Source organism: Cellulomonas flavigena DSM 20109 (genome assembly GCF_000092865.1).
In the GTDB taxonomy this organism is placed as follows: Bacteria; Actinomycetota; Actinomycetes; order Actinomycetales; family Cellulomonadaceae; genus Cellulomonas; species Cellulomonas flavigena.
In genome coordinates, this window is record NC_014151.1 from 1,333,711 (window position 1) to 1,346,906 (window position 13,196).

A 13,196-nucleotide genomic window follows, 5' to 3' on the forward strand; every position below is an offset into this window, starting at 1 on the left:
CCGTCCGGTCAGGGTGTGGCGCGGGCGGGGAGCACGAGCTGCATGCCGGTCCGGTCGGGCCTCAGCGTCGTGAACCCTGCGCCCTCGTACAGCGCGCGGCCCGCCGACTCGGTGGTCAGCGACACGTAGGCGTCGTCCGGCGCGCGGTGCGCGACGTCGGCGAGCAGGTGGTCAAGCACCGCGGTGCCTAGGCCGCGGCGCTGGTGGGCCGGTGACGTGGCCATGTCGGCGACGACGAAGTACCACCCGCCGTCACCGACGACGCGTCCCATCGCGACGGTCGTGCCGTCGGGCGCGGTGACGTGGCAGGCGGACCAGCTGCCGGCGAGCGCCGCGGCGGCCTGCGCGACCGTCTTGGGGCGCAGGCCCGCGTCGCGTCGCAGCCGCAGGTAGTCGTCCGGGGCGGGCGGCGTGGCGTGCAGCGTGTACCCGGGTGGGAGGGTCATCGCCCCATCGTGCCGCGCGGGACGTCCCGCGCGGCACGACGTGACGACCTCAGCCCTCGACCGGCGTCCACCGGGCGTCGTCCGCGGCGGACCGCTCGACCGCGTCGAGCACGCGCTGCACCTGCAGCCCGTCGGCGAACGTCGGCGTCGGCGGCGTGCCGGCGGCGACGGCCTCGACGAGGTCGACGACCTGGTGCGTGAACGCGTGCTCGTACCCCAGCCCGTGGCCGGTGGGCCACCAGCTCCCGGTGTACGGGTGCTCGGGCTCCGTGACGTAGACGCGCCGGAAGCCCTGCAGCCCCGCCGGGTCGTGGGCGTCGTAGACGTGCAGGACGTTCATGTCCTCGAAGTCGAACGCGATCGACCCGTCGGTGCCGTTGATCTCGACGCGGATCGCGTTGCGCCGCCCGAGCGCGAACCGCGTCGCCTCGAACAGCGCGAGCCCGCCACCGGACAGGCGCGACGTGAACACCGCCGCGTCGTCGACCGTCACGGGGCCCGTCGCACCGCCCGCGTCGCCGACGCCCGACAGCCCGCCGAACTCCGCCGCGACGGGCCGCTCCGCGACGAACGTCGCGAGCTGCGCCGACACGCCGGTGAGCGTCTCGCCGGTGATGAACTGCACGAGGTCGATGACGTGCGCGCCGATGTCGCCGAGCGACCCCGACCCGGCCTTCTGCTTGTCGAGGCGCCACGACAGCGGAGTCGCGGGGTCGGACAGCCAGTCCTGCAGGTACAGGCCGCGCGCGTGCCGGACGGTGCCGATGCGCCCCTCGGCGACGAGCCGGCGGGCCAGCGCGATCGCCGGCACGCGCCGGTAGGAGTAGCCGACCATCGCCACGAGCTCCGGGTGGGCCTGCGCTGCGGCCACCATCGCCTCGGCCTCGGCGACCGAGTTGGCCAGCGGCTTCTCGCACAGCACGTGCTTGCCGGCCTCGAGCGCGGCGATCGCGATCTCGGCGTGCGTGTCGCCCGGTGTGCAGATGTCGACCAGGTCGACGTCGTCGCGGCCCAGCAGCTCACGCCAGTCGGTGGTCGACGAGCGCCAGCCCAGGCGCTGCGCGGCGGCGGCCGTGCGCTGCGCGTCGCGCCCGGCGACGACCGCGAGGTCGGGGTGCAGCGGCAGGTCGAAGAAACGGGGCGCGGTCTGCCACGCGTGCGAGTGGGCCAGGCCCATGAACGCGTGGCCGACCATGCCCACGCCGAGGCGCGCCGTCACGACGCGGCCCGGGCGTGCGGGGTGGGGGTGGGCATGTCGGGCCTCCCGGGGTTCGGGTCGGACAGCGGGGTCAGGTCGGTCAGCGGGACGAGCGGCGGGACGTCGCACGTGGTCGCCACCTCCAGCCGGGTGCGCGCGTCGGCGGCGCGCAGCACGGTCTCCATGGTGTCGAGCACGTGCAGCGCGACGTCGGCGGACGCGCGGGTGGTGCGCCGGTCGGCGCTGCGGGCCGCGTCGACGAGGCCCACGCCGCGCCCCGCGCCCGCGTAGCCCGCGGACACCGGGAGCGTGCGCCACTCGTCGCCGCGCGCGTGCACGCGCACGTCGCCGTCGAACCGGTTGGGGTCGGGCACCAGCAGCGACCCCTCCTCGCCGTGCACCTCGATCGGGCTCGCGGTCGTGGCGGGCGCGTCGAAGCTCATCAGCAGCGTCGTCACGGCACCGGACGCGTGCTCGACGAGCGCGGTGACGTGCGTCGCGACGTCGACGGGCACCTGCTCGCCCGCACGTGGCCCCTGACCGATCGTGCGGTGCGTGCGCGGGCGCGTCGCCACACCCTGCACGGCCGTGACGGGGCCGAGCAGGTGCACGAGCGTCGTGAGGTAGTACGGGCCCATGTCGAGCAGCGGTCCGCCACCCGGCGCGTAGTAGAAGTCCGGCTGCGGGTGCCATGCCTCGTGCCCGCCGCACGCCATGGTCGCGGTCGCGGCGACGGGGCGGCCGATGGCACCGGCCTCGACGGCGGCGCGCGCGGTCTGCACCCCCGTGCCGAGCACGGTGTCCGGGGCGCCGCCGACGGCGAGGCCGGCGGCGCCGGCGGCCTCGAGCACGCGCCGCGCGGCGGCGACGGTCGAGCACAGCGGCTTCTCGTTGTGGACGGACCGGCCGTGCGCGATCGCGTCGAGCGCGACCTGCTCGTGGGCGGCGGGCGTCGTGAGGTCGAGGACCCACTCCAGGCCGTCGAGCGCGTACAGCTCGGGGAGGTCGACGGCACGCAGGCCGCGGCGCTGCGCCGTGACGTCGGCGCGCGTGCGGTCGACGTCCGCGACGGCGACGACGTCGACCTCGGCGGCGCCGACGAGCGTCGTCAGGTACTGCTCGGAGATGACGCCGCAGCCGACGACCCCGACCCTCAGCGGCTCGCCCACACCATGCTCCTCTCGATCATCGTGCGGACGCTGGGGTGCTCCAGCACGTCGAGGCTGTGGCCGGGCGTCACGACGCAGATGCGTCCCTCGCCCCACTGCCGCGTCCACACCGCGGGGCACGTGATGGTGCGGTGCCAGGGGTGCCACGGCGGTGCGGGGTGGGTGGTGGTGGCGAGGACGTCGTTGAGGTCGTCGGTGAGCACCCAGTACTGCTCGGTGGTGAGCTCGAACGACGCGATGCCGGCCGTGACCGGGTGGTCCGCGGCGGCGGGGAGCATGTCGACCGTGTAGGGCAGGTAGTTGTCGGACTGGTCGCCGTGGCACTCGTCGGGGTGCTTCGAGGGATGGGTCGCGAACTGCCCGCCGACGAGCTGCAGGTAGTCCGAGCTGTTGCGGAACGAGTCGGCGATGCCGCCGTGCCACCCGACGAGCCCGGTGCCCGCGGCGACGGCGTTCCGCAGGCCCGCGACGGCCGCGCCGGACGCCTCACCCATCGTGTAGCACTGCACGACCAGGTCGACGTCCGTCATCGCGTCCTGCGCGTAGACCTCCGGGGTGTCGACGACGCGCACGGCGAAGCCCGACGTCTCCAGGTGGGGGATGAACATGTCCGTGGCGGCGACGGGCGCGTGCCCGTCCCAGCCGCCGCGGACCACGAGAGCCTGCTTCACGAAGGGCCTTCCTCGGAGGATCTCGCCACGGTGAGAGATCGATCTCTGGCACGCTAGCCCACCGGAGGAGGGTCGCGCGAGGAGGTCAGACCGATTCGCGCGCGGTGAGCGTCGTCGGGAGGAGGACCTGCTGGGGTGCGCAGCCCGGGTGGGCGAGGAGGTCGAGCACCAGCTCGGCCGCGCGGGAGCCGAGCTCGCGCAGCGGCTGGCGGACGGTCGTCAGCGGCGGGTCGCAGGTCTCGGCCACGACGGTGTCGTCGAAGCCGACGACCGACACGTCGTCCGGCACGCGCCGCCCGCCCGTCTCCAGGACGCGCAGCGCGCCGACCGCCATGAGGTCCGAGCCCGCGAACAGCCCGTCGACGTCCGGGTCCCGGCGCAGCACCGACGCCACCGCCGCGGCGCCCGACGACACCGTGAACGCGCCGTGCACGACGGGCCCGGGTGCGACGTCCCACGCCGCGAGCTCGTCGCGGAACCCCCGTGTGCGCTCGTCGGCCGGTGCGTAGCCCGCCGGTCCGGCGATGGTCGCCAGCCGCCGCCGCCCGGCCTCCAGCAAGGTGCGGGCCGCGAGCCGGCCGCCGCCGTAGTTGTCGGAGTCCACCGAGGTCAGGCCCTCGCCCATGGCGGTGGTGGGCCGCCCGACGAACACCACGGGCAGCGGCAGGTCGCCGAGCTCGCCGAACAGCGGCTCCGACTCGCGCTGCAGCACGACGACCGCGGCGTCCACGTGCCCGGACGTGAGGTAGCGGTGCAGGGGCGCGCGGTCCCGCCCGTCGTCGAGCAGCAGCACGGGCTGCACCGACCGCGCGAACAGCACGGCGGTCGCGCCCCGCAGCGGCGCGCCCACGAACGGCCCGCCCTGGCCCTCGAGCTCGCTCGCCGGGGCGACGAGCGCGACCGAGCCCGTCGCGCCGCTGCGCAGGGCCCGGGCAGCGGTGTTGGTGCGGTAGTCGAGCGCCGCGGCGGCCTCGCGCACGCGGCGCGCGAGGTCGCCGTCGACGCTCGGTGCCCCGGCGAGCGCGCGCGACGCCGTGGCGCGCGAGACCCCGGCGGCGCGCGCGACGTCGAGCAGCGTGGGACGCGAGGTCATGGCGGAATCGTGCCATGCACGACCCTCCGGGAGGGAGATCGATCTCTCGGAGGCGTGACGTGGGCCCCGGAGGATGTCAGGCTGCGGCACGTGAGCAACGTCGCCCGTCCGCCCGTCCTGCCCGGCCTGCGCGCGGTGCGCCTCACCGACGGCCTGTTCGCGCAGGCCCAGCGCACCGCGCTGGAGTACCTGCTGGGCCTCGACCCGGACCGCCTGCTCGCGCCGTTCCGCCGCGAGGCGGGCCTGCCGCCGGTCGCGGAGCCGTACGGGAGCTGGGAGTCGCTCGGGCTCGACGGGCACATCGGCGGCCACGCGCTGTCCGCGGCGTCGCTGCAGTGGGCGGCGACGGGCGACGACCGGGCCGCAGGGATGGCGCACGCGCTCGTCGACGGGCTCGTCCTCTGCCAGGACGCGCTCGGCACCGGCTACGTCGGGGGACTGCCCGGCGGCGTGGCGCTGTGGGAGTCGGTCGCCTCGGGCGGCGCCGAGGCCGGCACGTTCGACCTCGGCGGTGCGTGGGTGCCCTGGTACAACGTCCACAAGACGTACGCCGGGCTGATCGACGCGGCCCGGTACGCGCCCGCCGACGTCGCCGTGCGCGCGATGCGCGCGGCCGTGCGGCTCGGCGACTGGGGCGTCGCGCTGTCCGACCGGCTCGACGACGCCGCGTTCGCGCGCATGCTGCGCACCGAGTTCGGCGGCATGTGCGAGGCCTACGGCGACCTCGCCGCGCTCACGGGCGACGCGCGGTACGCGGCGCTCGCGCGCCGGTTCGCCGACGAGTCGCTGCTGGGTCCCCTGCGCGAGAGCCGCGACGAGCTCGACGGCCTGCACGCCAACACGCAGGTCGCCAAGGTGGTCGGCTGGCCCGCGATCGGCGAGGCCGACGCCGCGCTCGCCTTCGTCCGTACCGTCCTCGACCACCGCACCCTCGTGCTCGGCGGCCACTCGGTCGCCGAGCACTTCACGCCCCGGCCCGAGCGGCACGTGACGCACCGCGAGGGCCCGGAGTCGTGCAACACCGCCAACCTGCTGGAGGTCGAGCGGCGTCTCTACGAGCGCACGGGCGACGTCGCGCTGCTCGACGCGGCCGAGCGGCAGCTCGTCAACCACGTGCTGTCCGCGCAGCACCCCGACGGCGGATTCGTGTACTTCACGCCGGCCCGCCCGGGGCACTACCGCGTGTACTCGACGCGCGACGCGTGCATGTGGTGCTGCGTCGGCACCGCGCTGGAGACGTACGCGCGCCTCGGCGAGCTCGCCTATGCGCTCTGCGGCCACGACCTGCTCGTCAACCTGCCCGTGCCCTCGACGCTCGAGGAGCCCGGCCTGCGCGTCCGTCTCGACTCGACGTACCCGCGGGCGCTGGCGACGACGCACGCGACGCTGACGGTCGACGTCGACGCGCCCACGGACCTCGCGGTGCACCTGCGGCGCCCGTCGTGGGCGCGCGGCGACCTCGCGCCGACCGTCGACGGCGTCGGCGTCCCCGCCACCGCGGAGCGCGACGGGTACGTCACCGTGCGCCGTACGTGGCGCGCCGGTGAGGTCCTCGCCTGGCGCCTCGTCGCCGGGCCGGCGGCCGAGCGCCTGCCCGGCGACGACGGCTGGGTCGCGCTGCGGTGGGGCCCGGTGGCCCTGGCGGTGCGCGGCGACACCGACGACCTCGTGGGGCTCCGCGCCGGCGACGCCCGCATGGGCCACGTCGCGCACGGCCCGCTGCGCCCGCTGGCGGACACCCCCGTGCTCGTCGGGTCCGACGACGACATCAGCGCGGCCCTGCGACCCGGGCCGGACGGCACGTTCGTGCTCGACCGGGGCGCGGAGGCGCCGCTCGTCCTGGAACCGCTGCACACGCTGCACGACGCCCGGTACACGCTCTACCTCCCGGTCGTCGCCGATGCGGCCGACCTCCCGGCCCGACGCGCCGCCCTGGCGGCCATCGACGAGGCGCAGCTCGGTCTCGCGGCGCGCACGGTGGACACCGTGGCGTGCGGCGAGCAGCAGCCCGAGACGGACCACGGCTACCGCGGTACGGACTCGTGGACCGGCGCCACCGGCGGCCGGCACTGGCGCGCGACCCACGACGCGTTCTCCTACCGCCTGGCCGACCCCGAGGGCCGCGCGGCGCTCCTGCGCGTCGAGTACCTGGCGTCGCCGGGGCGGGCGCGGCTGCTGCGTGACGGCGCCGAGATCGGCGCGTTCGAGGTCACCGGCGGCGAGGGCGTACGGATGCTCGACGTCCCCGTGGAGCCCGGGACCTGCGAGATCACGGTCGCCGCCGTCGACGGCACGACGCCGCCCGTCATCGCCGTCCACCTCCTGGCGCCGGCCGGCTGACGGCCCCACCGTCCTCCTCCGCCCCGCCGAACAAGTCATTCTGCCGCTCATAGCAGCTCATGAGCGGCACAAGGTCTTGTTCGGCGGGTCAGATGAGGGTGGTGACGGTGGTGAGGAGACGGTGGCGGAGGGTCATGGAGCGGTCTGCGTAGTCGCGTTGCCGGCGGACGTACTCGGCCTTGCCCGCGGGGGTCTCGATCGAGACCGGGTCCAGGCCGTAGGACGTGACGTCGTAGGGGCTGGCCTGCATGTCGGTCGTGCGGATCTCCCGCGCGAGCTCGAAGCAGTCGAGCACCAGCTCACCGGGCACGAGCGGGCCCAACTTCAGCGACCACTTGTAGAGGTCCATGTTGGCGTGCAGGCACCCGGGCTGCTCCATCGCCGTCTGCGTCGCGCGCGTGGGGGTCAGCGTGTTGCGCTCCACGGCCTCGGGCGTGAAGAACCGGAAGGCGTCGACGTGCGTGCACCGGATGCGGTGGGCCTCGACGACCGCGTCCGTGCCGTCCGACCCGAGGCGCAGGGGCAGCGGGTGGCGGTGCTCGTCAGGGCGCTCGCGGTAGACCATCGCCCACTCGTGCAGCCCGAAGCAGCCCGTCGCCGCAGGGCGCGCGGCTGTGGCGGCGAGCAACCCGGCGACGAACCGCACGGTGTCGCCGCGCGCGTCGAGGAAGGCGTCGAGGTCCAGCGTCACCGTGCCGTCGTCGGCCGTGCGGTACCAGCGCCACGACGCGTGCGGCGCCGCCCCGTCCGCGCCGGGGGCGAGTGCGACGCCCGCGCCGGGGTGCCAGCGGCGCAGCTGCCCGGGCGTCGCCGGGTAGTACTCGAACAGGAAGTCCTCGATGGCGTGCTTCTCGTGCCGTGACCGGCGTGCCCGGTGACCGGCCGTCAGCGCGTCGGCGCGCTCGCCGTGCGTCGCGACGCGCTGCGACCACGTGGCCGCGTCGAGCACGGTCAGGGGCGGGGCGGACGGGACGGCGGGCACACGTCCAGGGTAGGTCGCGGTGCCGGTCCACGTGGAGCGCGGGTCCGCCGCTCGCGCCGTCCCGCGGCCGGTTGCCTCGCCGGCGGCGGCCGGGCAGGGTGACGTCCGTGCGCGAGCTCCTGCGGTCCCTGCCCGCCCTGTCCGGCCGGCCCCCGCGGTTCGACCCCGCGGCAGCGCCGCACGACCCGATCGACCTGTTCACGCAGTGGTTCACCGCCGCGGTCGAGGCGGGAGTGCCCGAGCCGCACGCCGCGACGCTCGCCACGGCCGACGCCGCCGGTCGCCCGTCGTCGCGGGTGCTCGTCCTCAAGGACGTCGGGCCCGACGGGTTCGCGTTCGCGACCGACGCACGCAGCGCCAAGGCCGCCGACCTCGCGGCCAACCCGCAGGCGTCGCTCGCGTTCTGGTGGCAGCCGGTCGTGCGGCAGGTCCGCGTCGCCGGCGCCGCGCGGTACCTCGGGGACGACGCGTCCGCGGCGGACTACCTCGCGCGTTCGCCCGCGTCCCGGGCCGCGGCGGCCGGCGTGCGCCCCGGTGAGCCGCTGACGTCCGTCGCCGAGCTGCACGCGTCGCTCGCGGCCTCGCGCGAGCGCATCGCCGCCGAGCCCGGGTACGTGCTGCCGTCGTGGCAGGCGTGGCTCGTCGTCCCCGACGTCGTCGAGTTCTGGCAGGGCTCCGCCGACCGCGCGCACGTGCGGCTGGTGTACCGGCGCACCGGCGACGTGTGGGCCCGCTCGCTCGTGTGGCCCTGACAGGCGTCGACCTGCGCGTCGAGCGCGGCAGCGTGGCGGTGCTCATCGGCCCGGTCGCACCAGCGCTTCCCGCACCGGACCGTGCTGGGCGAGCCGAGCCACGAGCGCACCCGGCGGTTCCTGCGCCGGATCCTCGACCCCGTCTAGCCGTCCTGGGTCGGTCCCGAGCGGTCCGCTCCCGGCTCCGGGCCGTCCGGCGACGGGGCGTGCGCCGCGCCTCGTCGCGCCGGCAGCTCGTCCGGCGTGACGTCAGCCGCGCGCACGGACACGGCGTGCAGCACCCACTCGAGCGGTCCGCGTCCGACGAACGCGCGCCACGCCCAGCAGAACGCGACCGTCCCCAGCAGGAACGCCAGGAAGCTGCCGAGGGTCGGCGCCCAGACGACCTGGTCGTCGAGGGCCCAGATGGCGATGATCTGGCCGGTGTACGCCGTGAGTGCCATCGCGCCCGTCGCGGAGACGGGCGCGAGCGCGCGCGGCCACCGCACGCCGATCGCGAGGCATCCGGCGAGCACCAGCAGGCACGTGCCGATGTTGCCCGTGACCTCGAAGAACGACGACGAGTGCGGCTCGGAGGTGGTCAGCGCCGTCACCTGCCCGAGGGCGAGCCGCAGCACCCACGCGCCGCCGTGGCCGACGACGACCAGCCCGGCGCCCCACGCGGCGAGCTGCAGGTGCGTGCGGCCGGAGCGCAGGTTGCTGCGGCCGACGGCCAGGCCCACCAGGACGTACGCGAACCAGACCACCGCCGGGTAGTAGTAGCCGAAGAGCACGCTGACGAGCTCGACGGGGTGCGCGTCGTCGAGCGTCACGTGGCCCTGGAGGGCCTGGAGCAGGAACGGCCCGCCGACCGCCAGGACGAGCGCCGCAACGACGAGCGCCCAGCGGGGGAGCCGCAGGACCGCGACGCCCGCGGCGAACAGCCCGGCGTACACGACGAGGATGACGACGACGGGCGTGTCCAGGCGCACGAGCGCCGTGCCCAGCACCACGAGCAGCACGGCCCGCACGAGGATCCGCAGCCGCGCCTGCACCAGACGGGTACCCTGCACGGGCTCGTGGCCCCCGGACAGCAGGGCGAGCCCGACGCCCGCCAGCAGCACGAACAGGGCCGACGGGCGGCCGTCGGCGATCTGCGACCACCCTCCTGGAGGGAAGGCCCGCCCGGGGTCGTCGAGGCCGACGTGGGCGACGACCATCCCGAGCACGGCTAGACCACGAGCGGTGTCCACTCCGACGATGCGTCGCACGCTGCGCACTCTAGACGTGCCCGCTGTGGCGGACCCCGCCGCAGTTCTCAGCATGTGAGCTCATCCGTCCCGACTGTTGGTCAGCGACGGTCCGCCGCGCCTACAGTGACGCGTGACCACGCGGACCCAGGACGTCTACACGCACGGCCACCACGAGAGCGTGCTGCGCTCGCACCGGTGGCGGACGGCGGAGAACTCCGCCGGGTACCTGCTGCCGGTGCTCGAGCCCGGGCAGCGGCTGCTCGACGTCGGCTGCGGACCCGGCACGGTCACGGTGGACCTCGCGTCGCGGGTCGCCCCGGGCGAGGTGGTGGGCGTCGACCGCTCCGCCGCGGTGCTGTCCGACGCGACGGCGCACGCCACCGCCAAGGGCGCGACCAACGTGCGCTTCGAGGTCGGCGACGCGTACGCCCTGGAGTTCGAGGACGACACGTTCGACGTCGTGCACGCGCACCAGGTGCTGCAGCACCTCACCGACCCGGTCGCGGCGCTGCGCGAGATGCGCCGCGTCACGCGCCCCGGCGGCGTCGTCGCCGTGCGCGACGCCGACTACGCGGGCATGACCTGCTACCCGCCCCACCCCGGGCTCGACGAGTGGCAGGCGCTGTACCACGAGGTCACGCAGGCCAACGGCGCCGAGGCGGACGCCGGGCGGCGCCTGCTGTCGTGGGTGCGCGCGGCGGGCTTCGACCCCGCGGGCGTCGCACCCGGGGCGAGCGTCTGGTGCTACGCGACGCCCGAGGACCGCACGTGGTGGTCCGGACTGTGGGCGGACCGGTGCGTCGCGTCGAACTTCGCCGTGCAGGCCATGGACCACCGCCTCGCGGACGAGGTCGGCCTCGAGCTGCTCGCCGACGCATGGCGCGAGTGGGGCACGTCGCCCGACGGCTGGTTCATGGTGCCGCACGGCGAGGTGCTGGCGCGCGCCTGAGGCGACGGCCGCGCCGGTCGCCTCGGGCGAGCACCTAGGCTGAGGCCGTGCGCATCGCCAGGTTCACCAACGGTTCCGACCCCCGCTACGCGCTCGTCGAGGGCGAGCCCGGCCAGGAGGAGCTCGTGGTCATCACGGGCGATCCGATCTACACCCCGGTCCAGCCGACGGGGGAGCGGGTCCGGCTCGACGACGACGGCGTCCGTCTGCTCGCACCCGTGATCCCGCGGTCCAAGATCGTCGGCGTCGGGCGCAACTACGCCGCGCACGCCGCCGAGCACGGCAACGAGGTGCCCACGCAGCCGCTGCTGTTCCTCAAGCCCAACACCTCGGTGATCGGCCCCGACGACCCGATCGTGCTGCCCGACTGGACCGAGCACGTCGAGCACGAGGCCGAGCTCGCCGTCGTCATCGGCAAGGTCACCAAGGACGTCAGCCCCGAGCACGCGTTGCAGTACGTCTTCGGCTACACCGTCGCCAACGACGTCACGGCCCGCGACATCCAGCGCTCCGACGCGCAGTGGACGCGCGCCAAGGGCTTCGACACGTCGTGCCCGATCGGCCCGTGGTTGGTCCCCGGCCTCGCGGTCGACGACCTCGCCGTGACGGCCCGCGTCAACGGCGAGGCCCGGCAGGACGGGCGCACGTCGCAGATGGTCTTCGACGTCGCGTACCTCGTGTCGTACGTCTCCGAGGTGTTCACGCTGCTGCCCGGCGACGTCATCCTCACCGGCACGCCCGCAGGCGTCGGCCGCCTCGAGCACCGCGACGTCGTCGAGGTCGAGGTCGAGGACATCGGGGTGCTGCGCAACCCGGTGCTGCGCCGCACGCCGTAGCGCCCGCCTCGCCGCCCCGCGGGGGCGCCCCTACGCTCGGCCTCACAGGACCGGCGGACGGGGGCGCGGCATGGACCTGCAGGTGGGGATCGACTGGCTCACGAACGCGCTGTACTCGTACTGGCTGGTCTACGTGCTCGTCGGCGTGGGGCTGTGGTTCACGGTCCGCACCGGGTGCGTGCAGGTGCGGCTGTTCCCGGCGATGGTGCGGCAGATCGCGTCCTCGCGGGAGGACGCCGCCGGCGGCATCTCGTCGTTCCAGGCGTTCACGGTCGGGCTGGCATCGCGCGTCGGCACCGGCAACATCGCGGGCGTCGCGGTCGCGCTGACGCTGGGTGGGCCCGGTGCGGTGTTCTGGATGTGGGTCGTCGCCGCGGTCGGCATGGCCACCGCGCTCGTCGAGGCGACGCTCGCGCAGGTCTTCAAGGTGCGGGTCGACGACGGTTCGTACCGCGGGGGACCGGCGTACTACATCCACCGGGGCCTGCGCTCGTACCGGTGGGGTGCGGTGTTCGCCGTACTGCTGGTGTTCACCTTCGGGTTCGCGTTCAACATGGTGCAGGCCAACACGATCGCGGACACGCTCGCGTCGAACCACGACGTCGCCGTCCAGTGGAGCGCGGTTGGCCTCATGGTGCTCGCCGCGCCGGTGCTGTTCGGCGGTGTGCGTCGCGTCGCCCGGGTCGCGGAGGTCCTGCTGCCGATCATGGCCGGCGCGTACCTGCTGCTGGCGATCGTGATCGTCGCGCTCAACCTCGCCGCGCTGCCCGACGTCGTCTCGCAGATCCTGCGCGGCGCCTTCGGCCTCGACAGCGCCCTGGCCGGCACCGCCGGCGGCATCCTCGCCGCGGTCCTCAACGGCACCAAGCGTGGCCTGTTCTCCAACGAGGCGGGCATGGGGTCCGCCCCCAACACCGCGGCGACCGCGACCGTGTCGCACCCGGTGAAGCAGGGCCTCATCCAGTCGCTCGGCGTGTTCGTCGACACCATGCTCGTGTGCTCCGCGACGGCGTTCATCGTGCTGTCCGCCGGGCCGGAGGTGTACGTCCCGGGCCGGACCGGGGCCGACGCCGGTGCCGCGCTGACGTCCGCCGCCGTCGCCCACGAGCTCGGCATGTGGACGACGTGGCCGATGACCCTGCTGGTCTTCACGTTCGCCTTCAGCTCGGTGCTCGGCAACTACTCCTACGCCGAGATCAACCTCACGTACCTCGGCGTGCGGGGCCGCGCCCTGACGGCCCTGCGCACGCTCGTGCTGGCCGCGGTCGGCATCGGCGCACTGCTCGCGCTCGCCACCGTGTGGGCCGTCGCGGACATCGCGATGGCGCTCATGGCCACGGTCAACCTCGTCGCGATCCTGCTGCTGTCCCGCTGGGCGACGGGCGCACTGGCGGACTACCGCACGGCGCAGCGGGAGGGCAGGGACGGCAGGTTCGTCGGGCACGGCAACCCGCTGCTGCCCGGCGACGTGCCGGGGGACGTGTGGGCGCCGGGCGCGCGCGACGAGGAGCCCGCCCCCGCGTGACCA

The 13,196-nt window shown here is 75.0% G+C and carries 12 protein-coding genes; 5 read left to right on the forward strand and 7 right to left on the reverse strand.

Going from position 1 to position 13,196, the window contains the following annotated elements; all coding sequences use genetic code 11:
- Positions 1–8: 8 nt before the first annotated feature.
- From CFLA_RS06005 to CFLA_RS06025, 5 genes are all read right to left on the reverse strand, one after another.
- Entirely contained in the window at positions 9–446 is a 438-nt protein-coding gene (locus tag CFLA_RS06005) for a GNAT family N-acetyltransferase (protein ID WP_013116425.1), read from the reverse strand.
- Between the two features lie 49 nt (positions 447–495).
- Positions 496–1,641: a Gfo/Idh/MocA family protein gene (locus CFLA_RS06010; RefSeq protein WP_052302802.1), complete on the reverse strand. Its 1,146-nt coding sequence runs from the start codon at positions 1,639–1,641 to the stop codon at positions 496–498.
- A gap of 20 nt (positions 1,642–1,661) precedes the next feature.
- Positions 1,662–2,813 carry a Gfo/Idh/MocA family protein gene (locus tag CFLA_RS06015; protein WP_013116427.1) on the reverse strand — a complete coding sequence of 384 codons (1,152 nt, stop codon included), beginning with the start codon at positions 2,811–2,813 and terminating at the stop codon, positions 1,662–1,664.
- Positions 2,798–3,484, reverse strand: coding sequence for a ThuA domain-containing protein (locus CFLA_RS06020; protein WP_013116428.1), 687 nt, complete (start codon positions 3,482–3,484; stop codon positions 2,798–2,800). Before CFLA_RS06020 ends, CFLA_RS06015 begins: the two co-directional genes overlap by 16 nt.
- An 85-nt stretch (positions 3,485–3,569) precedes the next feature.
- The gene (locus CFLA_RS06025; protein WP_013116429.1) at positions 3,570–4,577 is read right to left on the reverse strand and encodes a LacI family DNA-binding transcriptional regulator; all 1,008 of its coding nucleotides are present in this window, start codon (positions 4,575–4,577) and stop codon (positions 3,570–3,572) included.
- Positions 4,578–4,667: 90 nt separating this feature from the next.
- On the opposite strand from CFLA_RS06025, the gene CFLA_RS06030 reads away from it, so the two are divergent.
- On the forward strand, positions 4,668–6,917 hold the full coding sequence (locus CFLA_RS06030) for a beta-L-arabinofuranosidase domain-containing protein (protein WP_013116430.1): 2,250 nt from the start codon (positions 4,668–4,670) through the stop codon (positions 6,915–6,917).
- 88 nt (positions 6,918–7,005) lie between these two features.
- Here the strand turns inward: CFLA_RS06030 and CFLA_RS06035 are convergent, their stop codons facing one another.
- A complete protein-coding gene (locus tag CFLA_RS06035; RefSeq protein WP_013116431.1) occupies positions 7,006–7,899 on the reverse strand; it encodes a hypothetical protein in 894 nt (297 codons plus the stop codon).
- Between the two features lie 107 nt (positions 7,900–8,006).
- Between CFLA_RS06035 and CFLA_RS06040 the strand changes: the two genes are divergently transcribed.
- Positions 8,007–8,651, forward strand: a complete 645-nt coding sequence (locus tag CFLA_RS06040) for a pyridoxine/pyridoxamine 5'-phosphate oxidase (RefSeq protein ID WP_245530307.1) — start codon at positions 8,007–8,009, stop codon at positions 8,649–8,651.
- 143 nt (positions 8,652–8,794) lie between these two features.
- Here the strand turns inward: CFLA_RS06040 and CFLA_RS06045 are convergent, their stop codons facing one another.
- Positions 8,795–9,955, reverse strand: a complete 1,161-nt coding sequence (locus tag CFLA_RS06045) for a heparan-alpha-glucosaminide N-acetyltransferase domain-containing protein (RefSeq protein ID WP_013116433.1) — start codon at positions 9,953–9,955, stop codon at positions 8,795–8,797.
- 58 nt (positions 9,956–10,013) lie between these two features.
- On the opposite strand from CFLA_RS06045, the gene CFLA_RS06050 reads away from it, so the two are divergent.
- The 3 genes from CFLA_RS06050 to CFLA_RS06060 all read left to right on the forward strand — a co-directional run bounded on the left by CFLA_RS06050 (position 10,014) and on the right by CFLA_RS06060 (position 13,193).
- Complete coding sequence (locus CFLA_RS06050; RefSeq protein ID WP_013116434.1) at positions 10,014–10,832, forward strand: methyltransferase domain-containing protein; 819 nt, start codon at positions 10,014–10,016, stop codon at positions 10,830–10,832.
- Between the two features lie 47 nt (positions 10,833–10,879).
- Positions 10,880–11,668: a fumarylacetoacetate hydrolase family protein gene (locus CFLA_RS06055; protein WP_013116435.1), complete on the forward strand. Its 789-nt coding sequence runs from the start codon at positions 10,880–10,882 to the stop codon at positions 11,666–11,668.
- A 70-nt stretch (positions 11,669–11,738) separates the two neighbouring features.
- Complete coding sequence (locus CFLA_RS06060) at positions 11,739–13,193, forward strand: alanine/glycine:cation symporter family protein (RefSeq protein ID WP_013116436.1); 1,455 nt, start codon at positions 11,739–11,741, stop codon at positions 13,191–13,193.
- The last annotated feature ends 3 nt before the right edge of the window (positions 13,194–13,196 follow it).

Coding starts and splice junctions, on each gene's coding strand:
- CFLA_RS06005 (WP_013116425.1), bottom strand. CDS start 446: ATGACCCTCCCACCCGGGTACACGCTGCACGCCACGCCGCCCGCCCCG.
- CFLA_RS06010 (WP_052302802.1), bottom strand. CDS start 1,641: ATGGTCGGCCACGCGTTCATGGGCCTGGCCCACTCGCACGCGTGGCAG.
- CFLA_RS06025 (WP_013116429.1), bottom strand. CDS start 4,577: ATGACCTCGCGTCCCACGCTGCTCGACGTCGCGCGCGCCGCCGGGGTC.
- CFLA_RS06045 (WP_013116433.1), bottom strand. CDS start 9,955: ATGCTGAGAACTGCGGCGGGGTCCGCCACAGCGGGCACGTCTAGAGTG.
- CFLA_RS06060 (WP_013116436.1), top strand. CDS start 11,739: ATGGACCTGCAGGTGGGGATCGACTGGCTCACGAACGCGCTGTACTCG.